28 protein-coding genes are annotated in these 24,438 nt (G+C 33.5%); 14 read left to right on the plus strand and 14 right to left on the minus strand.

Annotation, left to right across the window (positions count from 1 at the left end; translation table 11 throughout):
* Window positions 1-4: 4 nt before the first annotated feature.
* Window positions 5-1,390, minus strand: a complete 1,386-nt coding sequence (locus P5P89_RS17165; RefSeq protein WP_278009416.1) for a TolC family protein — start codon at window positions 1,388-1,390, stop codon at window positions 5-7.
* Between the two features lie 162 nt (window positions 1,391-1,552).
* Between P5P89_RS17165 and P5P89_RS17170 the strand changes: the two genes are divergently transcribed.
* Entirely contained in the window at window positions 1,553-2,590 is a 1,038-nt protein-coding gene (locus P5P89_RS17170) for a sensor histidine kinase (protein ID WP_031454707.1), read from the plus strand.
* On the plus strand, window positions 2,590-3,297 hold the full coding sequence (locus P5P89_RS17175; protein ID WP_031454706.1) for a LytR/AlgR family response regulator transcription factor: 708 nt from the start codon (window positions 2,590-2,592) through the stop codon (window positions 3,295-3,297). The genes P5P89_RS17170 and P5P89_RS17175 overlap by 1 nt, the downstream gene beginning before the upstream one ends.
* A gap of 99 nt (window positions 3,298-3,396) precedes the next feature.
* Here the strand turns inward: P5P89_RS17175 and P5P89_RS17180 are convergent, their stop codons facing one another.
* Complete coding sequence (locus P5P89_RS17180) at window positions 3,397-4,116, minus strand: DUF4386 domain-containing protein (RefSeq protein WP_278009417.1); 720 nt, start codon at window positions 4,114-4,116, stop codon at window positions 3,397-3,399.
* A 183-nt stretch (window positions 4,117-4,299) separates the two neighbouring features.
* On the opposite strand from P5P89_RS17180, the gene P5P89_RS17185 reads away from it, so the two are divergent.
* The gene (locus tag P5P89_RS17185; RefSeq protein ID WP_278009418.1) at window positions 4,300-4,773 is read left to right on the plus strand and encodes a PepSY-like domain-containing protein; all 474 of its coding nucleotides are present in this window, start codon (window positions 4,300-4,302) and stop codon (window positions 4,771-4,773) included.
* Window positions 4,774-5,026: 253 nt separating this feature from the next.
* On the opposite strand, the gene P5P89_RS17190 is transcribed toward P5P89_RS17185, so the two are convergent.
* The 4 genes from P5P89_RS17190 to P5P89_RS17205 form a co-directional block, all read right to left on the minus strand.
* The gene (locus tag P5P89_RS17190; RefSeq protein WP_278009419.1) at window positions 5,027-5,791 is read right to left on the minus strand and encodes an SDR family NAD(P)-dependent oxidoreductase; all 765 of its coding nucleotides are present in this window, start codon (window positions 5,789-5,791) and stop codon (window positions 5,027-5,029) included.
* Window positions 5,792-5,969: 178 nt separating this feature from the next.
* Window positions 5,970-6,896, minus strand: coding sequence for a helix-turn-helix domain-containing protein (locus P5P89_RS17195; RefSeq protein WP_278009420.1), 927 nt, complete (start codon window positions 6,894-6,896; stop codon window positions 5,970-5,972).
* Between the two features lie 106 nt (window positions 6,897-7,002).
* Window positions 7,003-7,566 (minus strand): 2'-5' RNA ligase family protein, encoded by a 564-nt coding sequence (locus P5P89_RS17200; RefSeq protein WP_278009421.1) that lies wholly within the window; start codon window positions 7,564-7,566, stop codon window positions 7,003-7,005.
* A 2-nt stretch (window positions 7,567-7,568) separates the two neighbouring features.
* Window positions 7,569-7,886, minus strand: a complete 318-nt coding sequence (locus tag P5P89_RS17205) for a hypothetical protein (protein ID WP_278009422.1) — start codon at window positions 7,884-7,886, stop codon at window positions 7,569-7,571.
* Between the two features lie 172 nt (window positions 7,887-8,058).
* Between P5P89_RS17205 and P5P89_RS17210 the strand changes: the two genes are divergently transcribed.
* On the plus strand, window positions 8,059-8,220 hold the full coding sequence (locus P5P89_RS17210) for a DUF1328 domain-containing protein (RefSeq protein WP_078230027.1): 162 nt from the start codon (window positions 8,059-8,061) through the stop codon (window positions 8,218-8,220).
* Between the two features lie 81 nt (window positions 8,221-8,301).
* The gene (locus P5P89_RS17215) at window positions 8,302-8,952 is read left to right on the plus strand and encodes a DUF5661 family protein (protein ID WP_278009423.1); all 651 of its coding nucleotides are present in this window, start codon (window positions 8,302-8,304) and stop codon (window positions 8,950-8,952) included.
* 65 nt (window positions 8,953-9,017) lie between these two features.
* Here P5P89_RS17215 and P5P89_RS17220 read toward each other — a convergent pair whose 3' ends face one another.
* Window positions 9,018-9,494 carry a hypothetical protein gene (locus P5P89_RS17220; protein WP_278009424.1) on the minus strand — a complete coding sequence of 159 codons (477 nt, stop codon included), beginning with the start codon at window positions 9,492-9,494 and terminating at the stop codon, window positions 9,018-9,020.
* 40 nt (window positions 9,495-9,534) lie between these two features.
* Complete coding sequence (locus tag P5P89_RS17225; RefSeq protein ID WP_278009425.1) at window positions 9,535-9,861, minus strand: hypothetical protein; 327 nt, start codon at window positions 9,859-9,861, stop codon at window positions 9,535-9,537.
* Between the two features lie 197 nt (window positions 9,862-10,058).
* Between P5P89_RS17225 and P5P89_RS17230 the strand changes: the two genes are divergently transcribed.
* The 3 genes from P5P89_RS17230 (at window position 10,059) to P5P89_RS17240 (ending at window position 12,130) form a co-directional block, all read left to right on the plus strand.
* Window positions 10,059-10,631 (plus strand): YciE/YciF ferroxidase family protein, encoded by a 573-nt coding sequence (locus tag P5P89_RS17230; RefSeq protein WP_278009426.1) that lies wholly within the window; start codon window positions 10,059-10,061, stop codon window positions 10,629-10,631.
* A 63-nt stretch (window positions 10,632-10,694) separates the two neighbouring features.
* Window positions 10,695-11,426: a DNA-formamidopyrimidine glycosylase family protein gene (locus P5P89_RS17235; protein WP_278009427.1), complete on the plus strand. Its 732-nt coding sequence runs from the start codon at window positions 10,695-10,697 to the stop codon at window positions 11,424-11,426.
* The gene (locus P5P89_RS17240) at window positions 11,423-12,130 is read left to right on the plus strand and encodes a DUF72 domain-containing protein (RefSeq protein ID WP_278009428.1); all 708 of its coding nucleotides are present in this window, start codon (window positions 11,423-11,425) and stop codon (window positions 12,128-12,130) included. The genes P5P89_RS17235 and P5P89_RS17240 overlap by 4 nt, the downstream gene beginning before the upstream one ends.
* Before the next feature lie 41 nt (window positions 12,131-12,171).
* Here P5P89_RS17240 and P5P89_RS17245 read toward each other — a convergent pair whose 3' ends face one another.
* Window positions 12,172-12,672 carry a pyridoxamine 5'-phosphate oxidase family protein gene (locus P5P89_RS17245; protein ID WP_278009429.1) on the minus strand — a complete coding sequence of 167 codons (501 nt, stop codon included), beginning with the start codon at window positions 12,670-12,672 and terminating at the stop codon, window positions 12,172-12,174.
* Between the two features lie 189 nt (window positions 12,673-12,861).
* Between P5P89_RS17245 and P5P89_RS17250 the strand changes: the two genes are divergently transcribed.
* Window positions 12,862-13,293 (plus strand): response regulator, encoded by a 432-nt coding sequence (locus P5P89_RS17250; protein ID WP_278009430.1) that lies wholly within the window; start codon window positions 12,862-12,864, stop codon window positions 13,291-13,293.
* 6 nt (window positions 13,294-13,299) lie between these two features.
* On the opposite strand, the gene P5P89_RS17255 is transcribed toward P5P89_RS17250, so the two are convergent.
* The 3 genes from P5P89_RS17255 to P5P89_RS17265 are packed head-to-tail and all read right to left on the minus strand — an operon-like array spanning window position 13,300 to window position 16,504.
* Window positions 13,300-13,710, minus strand: coding sequence for a sensor histidine kinase (locus P5P89_RS17255; RefSeq protein WP_340696551.1), 411 nt, complete (start codon window positions 13,708-13,710; stop codon window positions 13,300-13,302).
* On the minus strand, window positions 13,689-15,122 hold the full coding sequence (locus P5P89_RS17260) for a PAS domain-containing sensor histidine kinase (protein WP_278009431.1): 1,434 nt from the start codon (window positions 15,120-15,122) through the stop codon (window positions 13,689-13,691). Before P5P89_RS17260 ends, P5P89_RS17255 begins: the two co-directional genes overlap by 22 nt.
* Before the next feature lie 11 nt (window positions 15,123-15,133).
* Window positions 15,134-16,504: a PAS domain-containing protein gene (locus P5P89_RS17265; protein WP_278009432.1), complete on the minus strand. Its 1,371-nt coding sequence runs from the start codon at window positions 16,502-16,504 to the stop codon at window positions 15,134-15,136.
* A gap of 401 nt (window positions 16,505-16,905) precedes the next feature.
* Between P5P89_RS17265 and P5P89_RS17270 the strand changes: the two genes are divergently transcribed.
* Together P5P89_RS17270 and P5P89_RS17275 are read left to right on the plus strand one after the other, a co-directional pair.
* Window positions 16,906-17,079: a hypothetical protein gene (locus P5P89_RS17270; RefSeq protein ID WP_278009433.1), complete on the plus strand. Its 174-nt coding sequence runs from the start codon at window positions 16,906-16,908 to the stop codon at window positions 17,077-17,079.
* A gap of 262 nt (window positions 17,080-17,341) precedes the next feature.
* On the plus strand, window positions 17,342-18,175 hold the full coding sequence (locus tag P5P89_RS17275; RefSeq protein WP_278009434.1) for a hypothetical protein: 834 nt from the start codon (window positions 17,342-17,344) through the stop codon (window positions 18,173-18,175).
* Between the two features lie 66 nt (window positions 18,176-18,241).
* Here the strand turns inward: P5P89_RS17275 and P5P89_RS17280 are convergent, their stop codons facing one another.
* The gene (locus tag P5P89_RS17280; protein WP_223682986.1) at window positions 18,242-18,505 is read right to left on the minus strand and encodes a SemiSWEET family sugar transporter; all 264 of its coding nucleotides are present in this window, start codon (window positions 18,503-18,505) and stop codon (window positions 18,242-18,244) included.
* Between the two features lie 17 nt (window positions 18,506-18,522).
* Window positions 18,523-19,371, minus strand: a complete 849-nt coding sequence (locus P5P89_RS17285; RefSeq protein ID WP_278009435.1) for an SDR family oxidoreductase — start codon at window positions 19,369-19,371, stop codon at window positions 18,523-18,525.
* A 320-nt stretch (window positions 19,372-19,691) separates the two neighbouring features.
* Here P5P89_RS17285 and P5P89_RS17290 point away from each other — a divergent pair, with 320 nt between their 5' ends.
* From P5P89_RS17290 to P5P89_RS17300, 3 genes are read left to right on the plus strand one after another with little or no spacing between them, the layout of a single operon-like run.
* A complete protein-coding gene (locus P5P89_RS17290; RefSeq protein ID WP_278012035.1) occupies window positions 19,692-20,846 on the plus strand; it encodes a hybrid sensor histidine kinase/response regulator in 1,155 nt (384 codons plus the stop codon).
* A gap of 6 nt (window positions 20,847-20,852) precedes the next feature.
* A complete protein-coding gene (locus tag P5P89_RS17295; RefSeq protein WP_278009436.1) occupies window positions 20,853-23,111 on the plus strand; it encodes a sensor histidine kinase in 2,259 nt (752 codons plus the stop codon).
* Window positions 23,075-24,424: a response regulator gene (locus P5P89_RS17300; protein ID WP_278009437.1), complete on the plus strand. Its 1,350-nt coding sequence runs from the start codon at window positions 23,075-23,077 to the stop codon at window positions 24,422-24,424. Before P5P89_RS17295 ends, P5P89_RS17300 begins: the two co-directional genes overlap by 37 nt.
* Window positions 24,425-24,438: the final 14 nt, after the last annotated feature.

Genomic DNA, 24,438 nt, shown 5'->3' on the forward strand with positions numbered 1-24,438 from the left:
ATAATTAAAATTCATTTATAAATAAGTCGAAATTGCCCGTTGCGGCTACTTTTAGCAAATACGATTGCCACACATTATTATTGACGATATCACGGTCGATTTCGGCACGGTTTAAGGTGAATAACGTTTGTGTGATGTCTGTCAAATCTGTCAGACCGTTTTTGTATAAAGTCGATTTTTGAAGATACGCTCTTTGTGCCGCATTGACCTGAATGGGTGCTTCGGCGTAATTCTCCAGCGTGATTTTTATTTTATCTTCGGCAAAATTCAATTGCGACTTTAACTCCCTGTCCGCCTGATCGTATTCTTCCTGTAAACCTTGCGAAACAAATTTCTGCGCACTTACCTGTTTGCTCATTCGGAACGGTGTGGTCAGATTCCAGGTAATTCCAACTCCAATTAAATAATTGGTACGATCTGGATTTACGCCATCCCAGTAATTTCGGTTAAAGGCTGTCTGGTCTGTTGCATAAGCCGAGTCAAACCCCGAGGCTCTTGTCTGCAAAATCCCAAAAGCACTCATGGTTGGATAATAAAATCGCTTGTATAATTTCGTCTGCTGATTGCTGTAATCGATTCTGGTTTTATATAATTGCAATAACGGATGAAGGCTGTCAGTTGTTTTTTCGGCCAATAATAAGGCTTTCGGAATCTGGTTCACAAAAAGGGTATCGGTAACAAAATCCTGAGGCGTAACGCCCATTAAATCGACCAGTTTATTGTTTTGTTCTTTAACGAAATTTTTAGCCAGATTCAGTGCCATTTTAGCTTTCGAAACTTCGGCTGTAGCCAATGTCGAATCCACTCCGGCCAGTAATCCGTTTTTGACTCTGGCTGCGGCGGTTCTTTTGAAAACTTCAGCTCGGTTCAGGTTTTTTTGCTGTGAAATCAATAATCTTTGGCTTGCCAGTAAATTCAAATAAGCTGCTGAAATTTTGATTTCCAGCTGGAATTTCTCCTGATTCAGATCCTGTTCTTTGGCCTGAACATCAATTTTAGAGAGGTTGATTTTTTCCTTAGCTTTTCCGAAAGTGAAAAAATCCCAGTTCATGTTGACCAGATAAAGTGCTCCAAAAGCTGAATTCCAGTTTTGTTCAGGAAGCGGAAGCCCTGATGAAGCCACTCCCAATCCTCCAAAACCATAAAGTGGACCGTTTTGCCCGTTTACAGTTCCATAATCTTGCTGAGCCGACAAGTTCAGATTAGGCAAGTAATCGCGTTTGGACTGTTTTAGTGTTTCCCGTGAAGCATTCGTATAATTGGTTTTTGCTCTGATTGATCCGTAGTTTTCAAGGCCTGTTTTAATAGCGTCCTTTAAAGACAACGTTTGTGAATAACCGATTGAGGCAAAAATCAAGAAAAATAATAAAGTAATTTTTTTGAAATACATAAACTCAAAGTGTGAAATTATAGTCCAAAATTATTTCACTTGTATCGATATATGCCTTCTTAAATGATGTACTGCAATAATAAATGACCAATTGAATTTGTCATTTTTTGGAAAAAGAAATTAAATATTTGTCCGTACTTTGTAAACTATTTAATTTTAAAAATGAATAAAAAATTTGATAACATACTGGACAACAAATGGTGGCAGGAAATTGCCGTTGTCCTCTTCTCATTTACAATTTATACTTTGAAGAATGACTGGATGTTATTTAGTTCTTTTACTTCTATTTTAATGGGTGTTTTTTTCTACTTCGTTTTATACATGCACGCCCAGTTCAACCGCTTTTTTCTTCTTCCTATATTATTCAAAACACAACGTCCTTTAACATATGTGTTTCTAACCCTTTTTGGTGTATTTGTCTTTTCGGTTTTACTGTACGAGATTACCATGCTGAAGATGTTTAGCAATTGTCATCTCTACCAAAATTCGCATCAAAGAAGTTATGTCTATCAATTGGCAAGTGTTTTGGGGACTCTGGTTTGTATTTTGAGTCCGATAATTGTGTTTAAATTCTACAGAATCCACAGAAAACAAACCAATGAAACCTTGCTGTTTAATGAAATGCAGCTAAACTCATTAAAAGGACAACTGAATCCCCATTTTTTATTCAATACTTTTAATACACTTTACGGGATTAGTTTAGAATTTCCCGAAAGAACGCCAGATCTGATTATGAAAGTGTCACAACTGATGCGTTATCAGCTGGAAAGCAACAACAAACAATGTGTATCACTTGAAGATGAACTGGAATTTATAAACAGTTATGTGCAGCTTGAAAAAGAACGCGTAGGCTATCGCTGTGATATTACGTACGATTGCAAAATTGACAACGAAAACGCCTATAAAGTTTCACCAATGTTATTAATTGCATTTATCGAAAATGCCTTTAAACATGGAACCTGCGCCATCGAAAAATGTTATGTTCGCATTATTGTTACAGTCGAAAACGGTTTACTGCATTTGCACGTTGTAAATTCAATTCCGAATAAAAAAACAGATGTTGTATCGACTAAAATTGGTTTAAAAAATACCAAAGAACGTTTGAATTTGATTTATGGAAAAGAATACAAATTGAATATTCAGGAAGATAAAAACACCTACATCGTTGATTTGAAATTACAACTGAAAAAGTTTGTATGATGAAGGAGACTAAAAAATGCATTATCGTTGATGATGAGCCGGCAGCACATTATGTTCTGGCCAATTATATCAAACAAAATCCACAGCTGGAACTCGTTTTTCAGGGCTATAATGGCGTTGAAGCTATGGATTATCTGCGCGAAAACAAAGTCGATCTGATGTTTCTGGATATCAATATGCCTGAAATTTCAGGAATGGAATTGCTCAAGATTATTCCAACGCATCCCAAAACGATTTTAACAACAGCTTATTCTGAATTTGCTTTGGAAAGCTATGATTACGGTGTGATTGATTATCTTTTGAAACCTATTTATTTTCCAAGGTTTTTAAAAGCTATTGACCGTTTTTTTGCAACAGAAAATGTAAAAAGCAGGGAAGAGGAAGTAATAAATTCGGTTAGTGTAAAAGTAGATGGTTATTTTATGGATATCGAATTAGACCAGCTTTTGTTTGCACAAAGTTTTGGCAATTACGTAAAAATCCATACTTTAAAAAGAACGTATCTGGCTTCAAGTACTACTACAGAATTAGAAAAATGCCTTCCTGAAAAAAGTTTTATGCGCATTCATAAATCGTATATTGTAGCATTGGATAAAATTGAAGAAAGTGAAAAAGATTTTGTGGTGATAAAAAATGAAAAACTTCCGGTTGGTATTACCTATCGACGAGAATTGACCGACCGACTGAAGAATAAAGACCATATATAAAAGTTCAGAAATAAGTGCTTACTAATTCAGTTATTTCAAAAAAGAAGCCTGCTAAGATTCATTTCCTGCAGGCTTTTTTGATTCTGATTTTATTTTAGATTAGCTAACTGCTAACTTTTCTTTCCAAACAGGAAGGTTGACTCCTTTAAAAATAAGCCATAAGCTAAGTGCTAATTCTGCGATAAGGCAAGGCATCAATAATAGAATACTGGAAAACTGCGGAAAAAGAATTAAAGCAAAACTGTTTAGAAGATAACAAAATCCGGCGATGGACATCAGCATTCCGAATACTTTAGGGAAATATCCGGATTTGTAAATTAAATACCCTTCGATAAGACATACAAAACCAAAAAAGATCAATCCCACGCCGAAGCCAAAGTCGTGCAATTTTATAGAAAGATAAGATAAGGTATGCAATTGATCGGGACTAAAGGATTTTAAATAAGCAGCATCACCCAAAAAAAATAAGGCTGCCAGCAGGTTTAATTTGTTAGCCACTAAAACAGCTGTCTGGATGAGATTAAAAGAAAGATTTAAAAGTGCCAGTTTTTTGTTTACAGGTCTAAGTAAATAATAAAGAATTATCATGACAGGCAGATCGCACACCTGCATAATCAAATCTGCGGTAATGCCAATTTTCCATAAAAACTCAGAATTGATGATGTTGTTAGCAGTAGCTGTTGCATCTCCTGAAACAAATAATTTATTTCTAACAAAGGTTTCAGCAAAAAATCCGGCAATAATAATAAGGAGATATAATAAACCAGCAATTCTGGCATAGAGTTGTGGACAAGTTTCAAATTTTGTGTTGTCTTTCATTGTTTATGATTTGGTTTGAAAATTAGACGGGTAATAGGGGGAAAAGTTACCTGTTTAACTTAATAAAATCATATTAATTTTTTATTCAGGCTTAAATTTTCATTACATCTTTATTTTTAATTCATTTATAAGTAGTAAATTTATTACTGTTTTTTTTTGATTATTAATTTTGATGATAGAAAAATGAGAAGAGTATCTTTAATTTTCGCATTGTTTAGCTTTAGTTTTCTAATGGCACAGGAAGGAACGAATATCAAAAAGACAGTAATTCCTCCAGAACTGGTAAGAGTTGCTTTTGAAAAAGAATACCCTGGAAAAATACCGGTCTGGTCTGAAGAATACGTTGGAGATGATAATGATGAAATCCGCTACGAGGCTAAATACAATGTAGACAATACTATAAAAGCGTTGGCGATTTATGACAACTCAGGAAATATGAAAGCGTATGAGCTACAGATTCCGTTAAGTAAACTGCCGGTAAAAGCACAGACTTACCTGAAGAAAAATTATCCGGCAAAAGCAATAAAAGAAATTGCAGTAGTGGTTGATGATAAAAATCAAACTACTTATGAAGTTGGAGTCGAAAAAGATTCAAAGTTTTACGATCTCATTTTTGATAAAAACGGAGGATTTGATGTGAGTATCGAAAAAAATTAAATGTGCTTACTTACTAATTCAGATATTTAAACGACAAACCCGATAAGTTTTAGCTTATCGGGTTTTGTTTTTAAAGAAGTATAGTGTTAATTTAAACAGATAGAAACATAGCTTTTGTAAGCGTAAAAAAGTGCTTAACTTATTCAAAAAGTGAATAGCTATGTGTTGAGAAATGAGTTTCTCTTTTTTAACTTTTTTAAAAAAGAAAAATCTATGTTTCTGTGTGTTGAAAACAGGTTGAGTTTCTAAAATATTATAAAAATATTCCTCCCGAAACCTCAATACGCTGTCCATTTACCCAACGGGATTCTTCAGAACATAAAAAGGCAACTACACCGCCAATATCATCAGGAAGACCAACTCTTCCTAAAGAGGTTAAGCCGGCAATCATTTGGTTTATTTCATCATTGTCACGAACAGCGCCTCCGCCAAAATCAGTTTCAATAGCACCGGGAGCCACTATGTTGGCTCTGATTTTTCTTTCGCCCAGTTCTTTTGCCTGATATTGTGTCAGGGTTTCGATAGCACCTTTCATCGAAGCATAAGCAGCATAACCCGGAAATGAAAATCTTGCCAGACCGCTTGAGATATTTACAATTCCGCCGCCATCGTTTAGTATGGGTAATGCTTTTTGGGTTAAAAAGAAAGGGCCTTTAAAATGAATATTAGTCAGGAGGTCAAATTCATCTTCAGTAGTTTCTGCAAATGAATTATGAATTCCGATTCCGGCATTGTTTACCAAAAAGTCGAATTTATTTGTTTTGAAAGTGTTTTTCAGAACAGTTGAAACGTTTTCAATAAAGGAATCAAAAGCAGCGGAATGAGCAACATTTAACTGAATTGCAGCTGCTGTCTGACCTAAAGTTTCAATCTCTTTGACTACTTCATCAGCTTCGTCTTTTTTACTGTTATAAGTAATAATTACGTCAATTCCTTTTTTTGCAATTGCGATTGCCATATTTTTTCCCAAACCCCTGCTTCCGCCTGTTACCAAGGCGATTTTTGTATTTACTGCCATTTTATATTTTATTTTAAATTGATATGACAAAGGTATAAGCAAAGCAGAGTTGGGAAATTGTAAATATCAAACAGAAGTTTGCGAAATTCAAATCATAGTTCAAAAATTAATGACAATGACAATATCAATCTCAAATTCCAAAATTTCCAAATTGAAACATTAAACATGAAACCAAAAACTAACTTCTAAAAGCCAAAGGTGTTAAAGAAGTTTGTTTTTTAAAGAAATTCGAAAAATGTGCCAGTTCTTCAAAACCCAGCGAATAGGCAATTTCAGAAATATTCCAGTCGGTTTGTTTTAAAAGAATTTTGGCTTCGCTTGTTAATCGGGAGCTAATTAATTCTGTTGTAGTCTTTCCTGTGTTTTCCTTTAAAACTTTGTTTAAGTGATTAACGTGAACTGATAGCCTTTCTGCAAAATCCTTGGCGGTTCTGAGTTCTAAACGCTGATGCGGAGATTCTATTGGGAACTGTCTTTCTAATAATTCTGCAAATAAAGAAGAGACCCTTGCAGCCGAATTATGTTTGGAATACAATGCTGTAATGGGCTGTAATTTCTGTCCAAAGTGAATTAACTCAGCGACATAATTCCGAATCAAATCATATTTATAGACATAATCAGAGTTGATTTCTTTTTGTATTTTATTGAAAATCAATTCTACTTCTGAAACTTCTTCATCCGAAAGCTGGAAAACGGGATAGCCGTCTGAAGCAAAAATAGGTAGTTCGTTTAAATCAATCCCGCTTTTATTTTTTGATAAAAATTCACTCGAAAATACACAAAATTGTCCAGCCTGATTGGTTTCCTGAGGGATATAATTGTAAGGGATCCTGGGTGTGGCAAACAAAAGCCCCTGCTTTTCAATTTCGATTATTTTGTCGGCATATTCTGCTCTGTTTTTCCCCCGAATTAAACTTATTTTGTAATAGGCTCGTCGGTCATAAGGCATGGCGGAGCACTTACTGGAAAGCCTTTCTAAAAGATCTTTGATATCAAAAACATTAAAATGACCAATCTCTTTCTGAATATCACTTGGCAATAATGAATTTGGTTCTACAGTTGAGCCTTCGGTAATATCCTTGTAAAAAGAGTCTAATGATTTCATAAGTTTGAATTGTAAAATTCAAATATACGGAAACTAATTGTGAGATGTAGAATGTGAATGTAAAACTAATTATTATTCACTTTCTAACTTCTAACATTTTACAAAATCAAAACAAACTTCCCTGAACAAATTCAGGTTTTGCATTTCCGTTAAATGTAAAAGTGTCAATAACAAAAAACTGTTTTTTAACAGGATCCAGCTCTCGTAAAACAATTTGTTTACACAAAAATTCAATTTTAATAGTAGTAAAAAGTTGTGAAGCTATTTTGAGATTTTCAGCTGTGAGTTTTCTTCCAATCGACAGGTGCGGATCATCACTTTTTTTTAATTTTAATGATTTCAAAGTTTCCTGAACCTTTTTCATCGCTGGTTTTAGATTATTTTTAGAAATTTCATTTGGGGCAATAAAAAAGGCACCGCTGTTTTCATAAAAAGAAAAATGATCCAGATAAACGGTGAAAGGAGTAAAAGTATCGCAGGTTTTAAAAAGTTTTTGTTTAAAACTATCGATTTGAGAATCGTCAATTGTGAATTCGCAAATCGTAATATGCGCAGTAGAGTTACAGCTATTGTACCAGTTGATTTTGCTTTTTAAATAATCCTTCATTGTTTTGACAGCATCAATAACATGCTGCGAAGGATAAATCGCAACCGAATACTTTTTCTCCATTTTTAAAGCTCTCCTTTCTTAAACAACCGGTCATAAATTTCAGATTGCAATAATCCGCTTCCTCCACCAAAATGCTCTATAACTTCAACTCCCGGATGTGCTTTTAAACAAAATGCTGCAAATTCTTTTTCGACATGATCCTCAATAGCAGAACTTAACAAAACAAAATCAACCTTATGCTGTAAAAAATAATCTTTGGCCAATTCTTCATCACTGAACCCAACGGCACTCCAATTTTCATTAGCATTTACCAGTCGAAGTAAAATTTCAAGTATAGGCTGATTTTTACCCAATATTAAAAAGTCATATTTTTTCATCATAAAGATATTTATAGTACAAAAATAGTTTATATAAGTCAAAACCAACTTAATCCAGATTAAGAATGACATTCGATAGAGATAAAAAAATAATGTTTTGAGTTAATCGAATTCTTGTTAAAATTCGAAATTTGAGTAACAAACAAAATCAGTATTAACTAAAAAAATCAATATTATGTTACGTTGGACAGTCATTTTTATTATCCTGGCTATAGTAGCCGGAATATTTGGTTTCGGGGGTATAGCTGCCGGAGCTGCAAGTATAGCGAAAGTATTATTCTTTATATTTATCGTATTGTTCCTGTTGTCTTTGATTAGCGGCAGAAGAAAAATTTAAAACAGTATTTAAAAATATCAGAAAAAACGACACATGTATTTCGGTAAATGTGTCGTTTTTAATTAAAATGAAAATAGAATTATGGGAACTAAAAGTGGTGCTTATCAGGATGTGTACATAAAGCGTGAAGATGAAATGGTAAGCTTGAAGAATGATGTGACGGATTTTTGCGAAAAATACATAAAACCTGTCCATCCAGAAAACTGGGACTGGTCGGTTCGTGATTTTGAAAATTCGGAAAATGACCCTACTATTGAAGAAGCAAGGGTAATTGGACGACTTGTTTTTAAAGACCTTAGTGATGAAAAAGAAACTGACGTTGATCTTTCTACGATGAACAATGTTGAAGCCATAAAAGCATATTTAAATCCGGAGGGCAAATATGAAGCTTTTAATATGGAGGAATTTGCATTTGCTTTAAAAGTTGAATTGGAGCACGGTAAAATCAAAGATGTAAATGTGACCAATAATCATCCTTTTTTAACAGCTATGATTGCACTGGCTCATATGACAGAAAGCCTGACTTATTATAAAAGATTAAAAGTGATGGAGGCTGAAGGTGAAATCTATGAAATCATGCGTAAAATAGAAAGTTCAAACAGTTTTGAAAAAGACAAGTGGTACAAGGAACTGATTAAAGCCGAAGAAGAACTGGCAGAAGCAAGGGCTGGTTTGGCGGAAAGACTTGAAAAAATGGATGATATTCCTCCTCTTGAAAAAATTGGTGATTAAATTAATTGCTGCAAATAAAAAAAACCGTTAGAATTCTAACGGTTTTTTTGTGGTATTTCTAAAGTTTAGAATTTTCTAGGGTCGTTTGCAGGATAGTCTTCCTCATTTTCTTCTTGCTGAATATCATCTTCCTGATATTGGTAATTGTCCTCTTCTTCAATTTCTTCTTCATCCTGATCGATATCTTCCAGATCTTCTTCTGCTTCATTAAATGTGTTTTCGAATGAATCAGAAGGATTGTCAAACTCGTCATTAACCACTCTTTCATCGCCGTCAAGATCGATTTCTTCATCCATGTCGTCTAAATTGTCGTCGCCTTCTAAATCTCTGTCTGCATGAAAATCATCATTTAAGTCGTCTAAATCGTCTTCATCATTTGTGATTCGTTCATCCGGATTTGGTTTGTTTGGGTCATGACCATTTCGAACTGCAAATCCCTGTTCTGCGATTTCTCTGTTAGTTTGTCTCTGATCATTGTTTTGATATAATTCCTCATTCATAAGGATATTTTTATCCGTAGTATTTTGATCTATAGTGCTCATAATAGTAGTTTTTAGTGTTCTTAATTAATTTAGCTTATGATCAGTCATTTCGTTGTTCTAACTCGTCATAATCTAAGTTCTCATCATTTTGTATGCCTTCTTCTTCCTGTTCCGGTTTTTCAGGTTGGTAATAATTATCGTCTTCCTGATGTTTTTTTACATATTCTTCTTCACTGATGCTTCCGTCGTTTGGAATGTTCTCATTTCTAACTATGTTGTCCTTTTTCAGCAGTTTATCAATCGCTTTTTCGATTAGCAAAGCAGCTTCAGGATCTAAAAAGCCTCCCTGAAATTTTTGTTGAAAGTACAATTGCGCGTTTTCGTAATCGTTGTATTTATTAGTATGATATGTGATATGTGTTTTCATGATATTTGCTTTTAATAAATTGATATTACAAATTTATCTATCATTTCAAGGGAAAACCTTACACGATTTGTCTGTCTCGTTTCATAATATACAGGTGTTTATCTTGAAACTTTGAATCTAAATGATATAAATATATACTTCGTTTAACAGTCTAATTTTGAAATAATTAAAAGTAATAAGGATAAAAATATAGCATTATGAAAACTGATAATAAGCAACAAAAAGAAACTGTAGAAAAAGCAAAAAGAAGTGATACGACAAAAGCAAAGTCCAATGCTGCATCGGGATTGACAGAATTGTTTGAAGATAGTCTGAAAGATATTTACTGGGCAGAAAAAGCTCTGGCCAAATCGCTTCCAACAATGGTAAAAAATGCTACTTCAGCTGATTTAATCGAAGCATTAAATTCTCATCTCACCGAAACAGAAGAACATATTATCCGTCTGGAACAAGTTTTTGAGTTGATAGGCAAAAAAGCGGCGGCCAAAAAATGTGATGCTATGGAAGGATTAATTGAAGAGGGGAAAGGAATTATAGAAGAAACAGAAGTGGGAGTTGTACGTGATGCAGGAATAATTGCAGCGAGTCAAAAGATTGAACATTACGAAATTGCCACTTACGGAACACTAAGACAATTTGCCGAGACATTAGGATTTGAAGCAGCAGCAGCCCTATTAGAGCAAACGCTTGATGAAGAAAAAGAAGCAGACAAAAAACTTACTGAGGTTGCTGTTAATACAATAAATGTTGAAGCAGCAGAATTGGAGTAATTTCAAAATTATTAAAAAAAGTGCAGTCCTGCTGCGCTTTTTTTAATTTAAATTAAATGAATTATGCCGGAAGGTCCATCTATAGTGATATTAAAAGAAGCAGTACAGCAATTTTCGGGGCAAAAAATCATCGATGTTTCCGGGAATAGCAGTATTGATATTTTGAGGTTAAAAAAGAAAACGATACGTGAGTTTAAAACCTGGGGCAAACATTTTTTAATTTGCTTCGATGACTTTACTGTTAAAATACATATGCTGATGTTTGGTACTTATCGGATTAACGAAAGAAAAGAAACGGTACCAAGATTAAGACTGGTTTTTGCCGATGGAGAAATCAATTTTTACACTTGTTCTATTAAAATTTTAGAAGGGGATATCAATCTTCATTATGATTGGGAAGAAGATGTTATGAATGAAAAGTGGAATCCAGAGAAAGCAAAAAAAAGTCTGGATAAGATTCCGAAACAGATGATTTGTGATGCTTTGCTGGAACAGAATATATTTTCAGGAGTAGGAAACATCATCAAAAATGAGGTCTTGTACCGATGTAAAATCCACCCGGAATCTCGGGTTGGTAAAATTCCGAAAAAGGATATCGAAAGCCTTATTGATGAGAGCGTTGTTTACAGTTTCCAGTTTCTCGATTGGAAGAAAAATTATGAACTAAAAAAACATTGGCTTGCCCACACAAAAAAGACTTGTGTACGCTGCAAACTACCTCTTGTAAAGAAATATACAGGCACTAAAAAGAGAAGAAGTTTCTTTTGTACTAATTGTCAAAAATTACATCAATGAAAGATGAAGTTTTAATAGGCTGTTCCAGTTTTAATAACCGCTTTTGGAAAGGTGTTTTTTACCCTGAAAATCTTCCGGTATCTAAATGGTTTGAATACTATTGTGAACATTTCGATACATATGAATTTAATGGCAGTTTTTATAAATTCCCAACAATAAAGATTTTCGAAAATTGGTACAAAAAAGCGCCAGATAATTTTATATTTTCTGTTAAAGCTCCCAAAGAAATTACACATATTAAAAAATTTGAAAATTGTAAGAACCTTATCGAAGACTTTTATGCTGTTTCAAAAAATGGGTTAAAAGAAAAATTAGGCTGTATTTTGTTTCAGTTTCCGCCCAGATATCACTACAGCACGGAAAGGCTTAACAATATAATAGTCAATTTAGATCCGGAATTTAAAAATGTTATTGAATTTAGACATGAAAGCTGGTGGAATGATGATGTCTGGGCAACCTTTCTGGAAAATAATATTACTTTCTGTAGCGTTAGTTATCCAAATCTTCCGCAGACTATTTTTACTGAATTCCCTTTAGTTTATATCAGGTTGCATGGTAATAAAGAGCTTTTTTACTCGGGTTATTCTGCAGCCCAACTACATCAGGTAAAGAATAAGCTGGAACACCAAAATGCCTTTGTGTATTTTAATAATACAGCCAGTACAAAAGGAATTTTAAATGCTTTGGAATTCAAAAAAATATAAAAAAAAGTGGCAATTACTTTAGTTGCCACTTTATAAAAAAATTATAATTTGAGATTGCCTTCAATTCCGTCATCCATAGTTTTTCCGGTAACAAAAGCAACTGTCATTTTAGCAATTGCGACCATTTTACCATGCTTATTATTCCAGTAATAACCATCTTCAGGAACAAATTTTATGATACTAAGGTTAGGATCGTCTTCACCACCGGTCATCCAGACTTTAATAATTGGATTCCATAATTCTTTAATTCTTTTTCTGTCGTAAGAAACAGAAGCGTTGCCGTGAAGGAAAAGAAATTTATCGTGCGGTTGTGCAAATACTAATTCAACTTTTGAATTTTCGTTAATTTCGGCATTCTTGTTACTGTTTTTATCTGATAAGAAAAAAATATTTCCATCTTCATCAATTTCCTGAAATGACATTGGTCGTGATTGTAATTTTCCTTCTTTGTAAGTACACAGTATACAAGTTTTAATGTCTTCAGCTAAATCTTTTATTTTTTCAGCTGCAGAAGTATTTTTAAGGTCTTTTTGATCTCCCATGACTTTATTTTTAATGATTATTTTAAATACATATCAAAATAAATTTCAGAATTTTCTCTTTTTTATAGTTATATAATTCATTTTAAGGATTATGATATTTCTATTTTTAACTTTTCCAGAAATTAAGAATTTAGTGATAATTCTATTTTATTCTCTATCTTTGGGGTAGATTTAACTTCAGGAATACTTATGAATGATATAATTATATTCTACACGGATGATGACGAGGATGATTTAAGTATTTTTGCAGACGCTGTGGACTCATTACAAAAAAAAATAATATTACAAACTTATACTGGAGGCGAAAAATTGTTAAGTGCAATTTATAATCCGCCGCCAGTTCCAACTGTTGTCTTTTTAGATTTGAACATGCCAGGGAAAAACGGTTTTGATGTTTTGGCCGAACTGCGTAACGGTGATTTCAAAATAAATATCCCTATTATTATTTTTTCTACTTCAAATGAGCCCGGAATCATTGAAAAATGCCGTGTTCTGGGGGCTAATTTATTTATAACCAAGCCTGTACTGATGAAAGATATTGTGAAATCAATTAATCATGCATTGGAAATAGACTGGGAAAATTTTATTCCGACAATAGGTAATTTTGTTTATAAATCATAAAGTCTTTTATAATTCTGGTAAATAAATATCGAAAGTAGCTCCTTTGTCTTTTTCGCCATTAGCAGTTATGATTCCTTTATGGTTTTCTACAATTTTTTTTACTATTGCCAATCCAATTCCGGTTCCGGTAAATTCACTTTCAGTATTTAGACGTTGAAAAACTTCGAAAATGCGGTTTTTGTATTCCGGCTCGAAACCAATTCCATTGTCAGATATCTGAAGATGGTAATACATTTTATCAGGAAAATCGACCTGTATATTTATTTTACTTCCTATAATTCTGTCTGCTTTAATTTCTATAATAGGAGCAATTCCATTTCTGGAAAATTTAAGCGCATTTCCAATCAGATTGTGTAATAATTGTCTGAATTGAAATGTAATAATAGTAGCTTCACCTAAAGGGTGAAAATTGACAATAGCTTTTTTTCCTCAATACGCTCATAAAAATCGCTATGCACTTCTTCGGCAATTTCATCTAAATTAGCTTTTACAAATACCCTCTCAGCCGAATTAGTTCTGGAATACGTGAGCAAATCCTGAATTAAAGTCTGCATTCTTTTCGCAGAAACTTCAATCCTGCCTAAATATGTTTTGGCTTTTGCCGAAATGTTCTGTTCGTCAAGGTCAGACAAGCGGCTGGCAAAAGTCTGAATTTTTCGAAGTGGTTCCTGCAAATCATGACTTGAGATATAAGCAAATGACTGCAGTTCGATATTCATATTAATAAGATCCCTGTTTTTAAGCTCTAATTGTGCAGTACGTTCAGAAACTTCTCTTTCAAGTTTATCCGTAAAGTTTTTCTGATCCTGAATATCTGTACTGGTGCCTACCCACATTTGTATATTTCCATATTCATCTTTCTGGGCTATTGCCAGGCTTAACTGCCATCTGTATTCACCGTCATAACGTCTGAAACGGTGTTCAAACAAAAAGTCGTTACCGGTTTTTACAGCCTCCATCCAACTATTGATATTTTCCTTCTGGTCATCAGGATGCACAATTTGAATCCATCCCTGTTCTTTTAAATCATCTATAAATAATCCCGTGTATTTATAAACAGATTTATTAAAGTAATTCAAATTCCCCAATGGGTCGCTGGTCCATATGTGCTGAGGCATAGAATCTGCAAGAAGTCTGAATTTTTCCTCACTTTTCATTAAGGTTTGATGGCTGTTTTTTTCATCGGTAATGTCTAAAACAGTTCCGAGCATTTTAGTAATATTTTTATTTTCATCAAAAAAGAGTTTACCGTGAACTCTGATCCAGCACACTTCAGCGTCTGGTTTGATGATCCTGCACTCATATTTATAAATACCTGTCTGAAGTGCAAGTCCGAATGCTTTTTTCAAAACAGGGAGATCGTCTTTATGTATCTGTCTTTTAATTTTTTGGCGTGTTATGACGCTGCCTTTTTCCTGCCCGAAAATTTGCGGTAAATTTTCAGAATAAATAATGTTGTCTGTTAGAAAATCTAAATCCCAGGTGGCAATTTCGGCAATTTCAATAGCCAGTCTTGTTCTTTGCTCAGCGACTTCTACTTTTTTGCGGGCTTCCACTTTATTTGTCACATCATAAACAGTAATCATTATTCCATTTACCGTCCCATTTTTTTCAAAAAGAGGAGTATATTGATAATCCAGATAAAATTTTTCCAGTTTTTCTTTCTGTTGAATGTAAGCTATTGATTCATTTTCACGAATTGTTATTCCTTTAGAAAGGACATCATTTAAGAGTTCGGGATATTTTTGATCCAATAGTTCAGGGAATACCTCCAGAATAGGTTTCCCAATTGTTTCATCTGTCTTTCTTTGCCAGATTTTTTCCATCATTGCATCATTTGCTATTTCAATGACATGGTTTTCTCCCTGAAGATCGTCATGGCTAGCGGTGATTCCATTACAAATTTCCGGAATGCTTTTTCACTTTCTGCCAAAAGATGACGTGATTTTACAGCTTCTGTTACTTCATAGCAAACAGTAATAACTCCGGTAATCTCATCATTTTCTTCCTTTAAAGGATAGAAAACCAAATTAAAATAACCTAATTCTTCCTTGCCATGACGGTTTAAAGTTACCGCAAGTTCATCCGTATAATAAGGTGTTCCATCTTTATAAACTTTTGAAAGTAAAGGATAAACTGTTTTTCTTGCTTCCGGTACTGCTTCAAAAAGCGGCTTGTCCAGAATTTTATCCTTACTTTTATCAATAATCTTAAGGTAGGTGTCGTTTGCTGTTTCTACTACTAAATCGTTTCCTTTTAAAATTGCGATTCCAACAGGAACCTGTTTTATAGTATTCCTGAATTTTTTTTCACTTTCTTCTACTTTATTTCGGGCAGAAACCTGTGTAGTAACATCATTTGCAATGGCTACAATTCCAGAGATAGTTCCGTCAGGCTCTTTTAAAGGTTCATAAACAACATTTATAAAAGTGTTTTCAATCTTACCATTTCTTGTTAATCGTACCGGGAGTTCATAATCCCTGAAAGTTTCACCATTTGTATATACATTGTTTAAAATAGCCTCCAGTCCCTGACCTGCAGCTTCCGGAAGTGCCTGAAAAATAGGTCTGTTTATAACTTCATGTTCCTTTCTTTCCCAAATTTCCAGCATACGTGCATTGGCTATTTCAACAACATATTCCTTGCCTCTAAAAATACACATTGCATTTGGTGTCTGAAGAATGTTATTAAGATAACGTTTGTTGCTTTCTTCTAATTTTTTGACCAGATTGACTTTATCTGTTGTTTCATTGCAAATAACTAAAACACCTGCCGGTTTACCTGATTCGTCGTTTACCGGGCTGTAACTGAAAGTCCAGTATACATCTTCCATTTTTCCGTTTCTGTAAATGGGCAGCAATTGATCTTCATGCCAGGTTGCTTCTCCATTTATAAGCACGTTGTCAATAAGAGGTTTTATGAAGCCCCAGATTTCAGGCCAGAAATCAGCTCCTTTCTCACCTAAAATAAAAGGATGTTTTCCCTCATTTCCGAGGCTTGGGCGATAAGCATCATTATAAAAACAAATATGTTCAGATCCCCAGAATAAAAACATAGGGAATTTCGAATTTAAAAGTGTGCCAAGTGTTGTTTTTAGACTTTGTGGCCATTTCTCAACAGGACCAACTAAAGTTTTACTCCAGTCTTTAGCCCTTATTAATTCTCCCATTTCCCCGCCTTTTGCCAGGAAATCCTGATTAGTGTGAATCATTTTTAATTGAATATTATAAAAAAAAGAGATGATGCTTAGAATCAATAAATGTAGTGATTTATAAATAAATTCTTAGACCATAAAGTTCTTAAAAATTGTACTTTTTACATTTTTAACAGATCATCTGAATGAGATAAAAAAAATTTTTTGAGTTAAAACGTCGGTTTTAAAAGGATGAACTTTGCTAAGTAAGGTTTGGGAAACTTTAAAATAAATCAAATAATTCAAATTGCCATGAAAAACGAACTTTCAAAACATGAATTAGAATATCTTGATGAATATCAAAAAAAGGATATTGCTGTAATTTTTTATTTCAGGACGGAGTCCTCTTAGAAACCGAATCGAAATATGCTTATCAGCCTGAAGAAATTTTTATTGTTGCCCATCATCGATATGAAGGAATGAGCAATCCTGAGGATATGTCTATTTTATATGTTATAGAAACAGGAGATGAGAAAAAAGGGACTTATTTATTAGGATATGGACCTTCCGGGGATTTAGAAGCGGCTGAATTTTTTAAAGACATACCAGAAAAAAATTATTCGGCGAATGCGGATATACAAAAGCTCACTTAAAAGTAATTTTAGATTTATAGATAAATAGGTTAAGGATTTTTTTATTTTGCTGAAAAAACAGCTGTTTTGGACATTGTGTCTGGAGCAGCTGTTTTTGTTTTTGCAGGAATTTTTATAAAGTATTAATTATGAAAGTTGTACGAAAAATTATATAACACTAAATATTTGTAGTTGGACGAAATTTGAATTGTTCAAAAGAAGATGATTATGTAATAGTTAAAAATTTGAACACTTAATTATTTGAACTTTTAATTATTATCAAATGAAAAAACTTTACTTAAATACAGGCGGAATTAATACCATTTTTAACGATCTTAAAGATAGTCTTAATGGAACTTTGACTTTAGAAAACAATCAGTACAACTTAAAAGTCAAGTCCAAAAATGCAAACGGAACTATAAGTGGTATTACGCTTAATAAACAAATTTCATACATTCAGTTTGATATTGTTTTTAATGAAGATATTGAATTGAGTATGGAGTCATTTGCTAATTCACCAATTCTGTTTACGTATTGTTTTGAAGGTAATGTCACACATAGCTTCGGGATTAACGGCGAAAGAAAAACAATAAAACCGAATCAAACAGGTATCATACGAAATACTTCTAATATTAATAGTGTTTTGTATTTTGAAGGGTATAAGCATATACAGTTTGCTATGATTTGTAATAATACCTATCATGCAGCAGTATCTGAAAACAGCAAATTATTTTTAGATTTAAAAAACAGATTTGTAAGCAAGTCTGGAAATTATATCTATGTGGGTCAGCAAAATTCAAAAGTTACTGAAAAAATTAAAGAGTTCAATGCTCTTCCTCAAAAAGGAATCGTTAAGAACCTCTTGAAATATCGAATTTTAGAAAATATCCTTCAAATCGAACTTGACCAGCATATTTATGGATATAGAAAAAATATACAGCCAATTTTATCATTGGCAAACAGACAAATAGTAGAGCTAAAAAGAGTTTCGAACTTTAATGTTCTTGAAATATTCTCAGGAGCTGGTTTATCAGGACGAAATTATTTTCCAAGATTATTAAAAGAAAAATATCATTTGTCCTTTAATAAATCATACAATCAAAAACTAGTTAGCTAATAAGCCTTATATATTGAAAAAAACAGCTTTTACCGAAGCTGTTTTTTTTATTAGAGAGTTTTATGCTTATTGTTCTTTTTCGTAGTAAATTAGGAAATAAACCATAATTAAATTTAAGAACAAAGAAACACTATTCGTAACGATTACAGGCAAATCTTTTTTCAAAATCCCGTAAACAACCCATATAGCGATTCCAAATGTCAGGACGCCAAAGGTAAGCAGTGAAATTTGCTTTACCTTTTTTGTTTTCCAGACCTTTATAATTTGTGGAATTACCGAAATGGTTACGCAAATACCCGCAAAAAGACCAATCAGATCAATGTAATTCATAATTTTGATTTTTTAAGTTAGCCTCCCACAAGTTCACCGCCGTTAATGTGAATAAATTGGCCGGTAATGTAACTGCTGTCCTCAGAAGCTAAAAAAACATAAGCCGGACCAACTTCAGACGGCTGACCTGCACGCCCCATTGGATTGTCTTTTCCAAAATCAGAAACCTTATCGAATGTTGCAACAATCAACGGTGTCCAGATAGGTCCGGGAGCCACTCCGTTAACCCTGATTTGCCTTTTTGCCAGCATGGTTGACAATGATCTGGTGAAAGTTAGAATGGCACCTTTTGTACTCGAATAATCCAAAAGATGTTCGCTTCCTCTGTAAGCCGTAACCGAACTTGTATTTATAATGCTGTCACCTTTATCTAAAAAGGGTAAAGCGGCTTTAGTAATATAAAAATAGGGGTAAATGTTGGTCTCGAATGTTTTTTGAAGTTGTGCTGCAGTAATCTTTTCAAGTTCATTCTGAGGAAACTGAACTGCTGCGTTGTTTACAATTATGTTTATTTTACTAAAAGTTTTTACACAGCTTTTTATGGCGCTTTTACAGAATTTTTCATCTTTCAGATCACCACTTATTAGCAGGCATTGCTGACCTTCTTTCTCAATAAGCTCTTTTGTTTTTTGAGCATCTTTATCCTCTTTGAGATAAACAATAGCTATGTTAGCACCTTCTCTGGCAAAATGAACTGCAACACTTCGCCCAATTCCACTGTCACCTCCGGTTATAAAGGCTACTTTTCCCAAAAGTTTTCCGCTTCCATTATAATTTTCTTTAATAATTTCTGGTTCAGGATTCATCAAATGTTCGTTTCCTGGCAAATTTTGTTTTTGTTCAGGAAATATTTTTATCTTTTTCATGACTCATTTTTTTTACAATACTTTACTAAAATAGCCCTAACCCCCAGTAATTATTGACTTAAAAGAATTTTAGATTGTCGCAAAAGGTCTTTTGATTTATAAATAATTTCAATATGGGAATTATGTAATTAATATGTTTTTAAATAAAAAAAGTGTTAATTTTTTTTAGATATATTTGAGATTTTATAAAATTTAACTTAGAAGTAAATTTTCAAAATTTACTGTAACTATAACACTTTAGCTTACAAATAGATGGTATTAATTGTAGACGATATAAAGGCAAATATACTTGCCCTAAAAAAACTTTAGAGCTGCATAATATCGATGTAGACACCGCAGAATCAGGTGAAGAGGCATTAAAGAAAATTTTACAGATAAATTATTCCCTCATCATAATGGATGTTCAGATGCCTGGACTGGATGGTTTTGAGGTAGTGAAAATCCTTTCCGGAAATAAAAAAACAAAAGATATTCCTGTTATTTTTCTTTCAGCACTTAATATAGAAAAAAAATATATTTTTAAAGGTTATGAAACCGGTGCAGTAGAATATATTACGAAGCCGGTTGACTCTGATTTGCTGATTTTAAAAGTAAAAACATTCCTAAAGATTTACGAACAGCAGAATCAGTTAAGAGAAATGAAAGAGCTTCTGTCTAAAGAAATCAAAATCAGAAAAGAAGCGCAGGATAACCTGGAAATAAAAATTACAGAAAGAACCAAAGAATTAATAATAAAGAACGAAGAACTGGAACTTAAAAACCATGAGCTTCAGCAGTTTGCATGGGTAGTTTCACATGATTTGAATGAGCCAATCCGAAAGATTCAGATTTTTATTAAAATCATTAAAGATTTATATCTTGCCAAAGATGATAAAGCGGTTGATTATGTGAACCGAACTATTAAATCAGCTGAAAGAATGCAGACGTTAATCACTGATTTACTGGCTTATTCAAGGTTATCTGCAAAGGTACAGCCTGAAAAAACAGATTTAAATGAAGTTTTGCAAGAAGTGCTTTCTGATTTTGATTATCTGATCGAGCGTAAAAACGCTACAATAAAAACAAATGTACTTCCAACTATAGACAGTATTCCGAGCCAGCTGAGGCAGGTTTTCCAAAATTTGATCGGAAATGCCCTTAAGTTTTCTAATAATACCGAAAATCCGATAATCGAAATCACTTCAGAATTGATTGAAACCAAAGATTTCGATGCAAAACCTTCTCCAAACGGAGACTATTGCCGTATCACTGTAAAAGATAACGGAATTGGTTTTGATGAAATTTACCTGGACAGGATTTTTATCATTTTTCAGAGCCTTAATGATCGTCAAAGCTATGAAGGAACAGGTATTGGACTTGCAATTGCAAAAAAAATAATCGAAAAACATAACGGACTAATTACTGCCAAAAGCCAAATAGGCAAAGGGGCAAGCTTTATTATGGTTTTACCTTTAGAATATCAGGAAATAAAATAATTTTATATGAAGCAAAACAACTTTAAAAGAAATTTATTAATCAGCTCATTAGTTTCTTTATTTATATTAATGATAAGCTCTACAGCTTCATTTTTAAGTATAAGAAACCTTTTAAACAGCAACTACTGGGTAAATCACACTCAGGAAGTGATTTATAATCTTAATGAAGGTATATCAATACTTACCGATGCCCAGACCAGTATGCGGGGTTATTTAATAACCGGAAACGAACAGTTTCTGGACCATTACAATGATGCCGAAAAAAGATCGGATAAGATTTTTGGCATAATGGACGAACTCACACAAGATAATCCTTCCCAGCAAAGAAACCTAAAAGAAGTAAAGGAACGTACAAATGTTTTTTACAAATACCTTCACAATCTGGTGGTAAAAAAACGACTGGGCGGACAAACTGCTACTTTTGATCTGAACGAAGGAAAGAAAATGATGGATGAACTTCGTGCGTACTACAAAAGCATTGAAAATACTGAACAGGTACTTTTAAAGGAACGAAATGCCAATTCTCAGCGATATGGTAACTATAGTTTTATTTTAATTATTGCAGCTTTCATAATCGCTTTTATTATAACGATAATGTTCTTGCTGCGTATTTTAAAAGATTATAATGAACGTTCTTTTCTTCAGGAAGAGTTAGAAAAAAAGGACAGGGAAACTGCTGAAAGAATTCACGCAATAAGTACAGTTGCATCTAATATTTCACAGGGCAATTACGATATAAGGGTCGATGATACAAACTCTGATGCATTAGGTAGCGTTGGAGAGTCTTTAAACAGTATGGGGATTTCCTTAAAATCATCTTTTGATTTATTGTCTCAAAAAGAATGGCTGCAAACCGGTATTGCCCAGCTAAATAATGTGATGATTGGAGATAAGGAACTCGAAACACTATCGAAAGACGTTATTGAATTTTTATGCCAATATACGAAAAGCAGTGCTGGCGTTATTTATTCAACAGAAGGTGATGAATTGTATGCAATTTCGGGTTACAGTTATCTTCCCAACAAAAGCAGGGAACATATCAAGAAGGGAGAGGGATTGATTGGGCAATGTGTGGCTTCAAGAAAAATACTGGAATTAAAATCCTTTTCTGAAAATGATGTTCAGATTACCTATGCCCTTGGTGAAATAAAACCTAAACATATTGTTGCTGTCCCTTTAATTGATACCAAAATTGAAGGTGCTTTTGAATTAGCAAACGTAAAAGAGTTTACTGAAATTGATTTAGAATTTCTACAGACTGTTTCTAATAATATAGCGATTGCCATAAAATCAACCCGAAACAGAAAACGTGTTTTGGAACTTCTCGAGGAAACCCAGGCACAATCAGAAGAGTTAAGAATTCAGCATAGTGAATTGGAAGCTATGAACGCCGAATTAGAAACCCAGACTGAAAAGCTACAGGCTTCAGAAGAAGAATTAAGGGTGCAGCAGGAGGAGCTGGAACAGACTAATGAAGAACTATCAGAACGAAGTGTGTTATTAGAAGAAAGAAATACTGAAATTCAGAAAAAATCTGAAGCATTGGAACTTACCACACGTTACAAGTCGGAGTTTTTAGCAAATATGTCACATGAGTTAAGGACTCCTTTGAATTCTATTTTGCTCTTAAGCCGCTTATTAGCTGAGAATAACAACAAAAGCATGAATTCCGAAGAAATTGAGTTTGCTAAAGTGATTCAGAGTTCAGGAAACAGTTTGTTAGGCTTAATTGATGAAATCCTGGATTTATCTAAAATTGAAGCCGGTAAAATGGAACTAGAATTTTTAGATGTTTCAACCAAAGAAATAACAGACAATCTGTCAAATTTATTTTCAGTAGTAGCAAAAGAAAAAAAGATAGACTTTGAAATCATCGCCAAAGATGCACCTGTAGTTATAAAAACCGACAAAATGCGTTTGGAGCAAATCCTTAAAAATCTAATTTCAAATGCAATTAAATTTACAGAAAAAGGATCTGTAAGTTTAGAAATCAAGTTGAATGACGACGATGATAAAATAATCTGTTTTATTGTAAAAGATACCGGAATCGGGATACCATTGGATAAGCAGCCATTGATTTTTGAAGCTTTCCAACAGGCAGACGGCTCTACGAAAAGAAAATATGGCGGAACCGGTTTAGGTCTTTCAATAAGCAGGGAACTGGCCAAATTGCTTAAAGGAGAAATTATTTTGCATAGTAAAGTAAACGAGGGAAGTACTTTTACCCTATGCCTTCCTGTTTTTGGTTCCGAAATAAAAAAATAACAGTCGAAAAAACACCTCCAATAGAAATTGAACCAAATGAAACTGCTAATGCAGAAAATCAGAAAAATAAATATATCAGTACTGTTATCCCGGATGAAATCGAAGATGACCGAAATTCTATTTCACAGGATGATAAAGTTATTTTGATTGTTGAAGACGATATCAATTTTGCAAAATCATTGTTAACATTTACCAGAGAAAAAGGATATAAAGGAGTTGTTGCTGTAAGAGGAGATTATGCCGTGAATTTTGCTCTGATCTATAAACCAATCGGTGTGTTGCTGGATATAGAATTGCCTGTAAAAAGCGGATGGGAAATTTTGGAAGAACTTAAAAACAACTCCCAAACCAAACATATTCCGGTTCATATTATGTCCTCACATAAACTAAAACAGGAAAGTTTACTAAAAGGTGCTGTTGATTTTCTGGATAAACCGGTAGCTTTTGAAAAAATCCCTGACGTTTTTATGCGAATAGAACATATCATCAGTAAAGAGGCCCAAAAAGTGCTGATTATTGAGGATAATCCTAAACATGCCAAAGCTTTGGCTTACTTTTTAGGAAGTAATAATATCAATTCTGAAATTAAGAGTGAAGTTTCTGAAGGATTAAAAGCACTTGATAAAAGTGACGTAGACTGCGTAATTTTAGATATGGGAATTCCTGACAAACAGGCTTATGAAATCCTGGATGGCGTTAAAAAAAGCCCCGGCTTAGAAAATCTTCCTGTAATCGTGTTTACCGGAAAAAGCTTATCCCTTAAAGAAGAAGTAAAAATTAAAAAATATGCAGATTCTATAATCGTTAAAACGGCACATTCCTATCAGAGAATGCTCGACGAGGTATCCCTTTTCCTGCATTTGGTTGAAGAAAATAAAGGTTCGGAAGGCAAAAAGGAAAACCATAAAAAACTGAATTTACTGAATAATATTTTATTTGATAAAACGGTTTTAATCGTAGATGATGACGTTCGTAATATCTATTCGTTGACAAAAGCGCTTGAAGTATTTAAAATGAATGTAATAACTGCATTTGATGGTAAGGAAGCTATAAAAGTGCTTGAAGAAAATCCAAATACTGACATTGTTTTACTGGACATGATGATGCCAAATATGGATGGATATGAAACAGCAGAAAAAATACGAAGCAACCCAAAATATTTAACTTTGCCATTAATTGCAGTTACAGCAAAAGCGATGACTGGAGACCGCGAAAAATGTATTAGGGCAGGAGCTTCAGATTATATCACGAAGCCAGTAGATATTGACCAGCTGCTTTCATTGCTGCGAGTGTGGCTCTATGATAAAGTTTAATTAAAAAGTGAAAA

It is taken from the genome of Flavobacterium gyeonganense (genome assembly GCF_029625295.1).
Lineage (GTDB): Bacteria > Bacteroidota > Bacteroidia > Flavobacteriales > Flavobacteriaceae > Flavobacterium > Flavobacterium gyeonganense.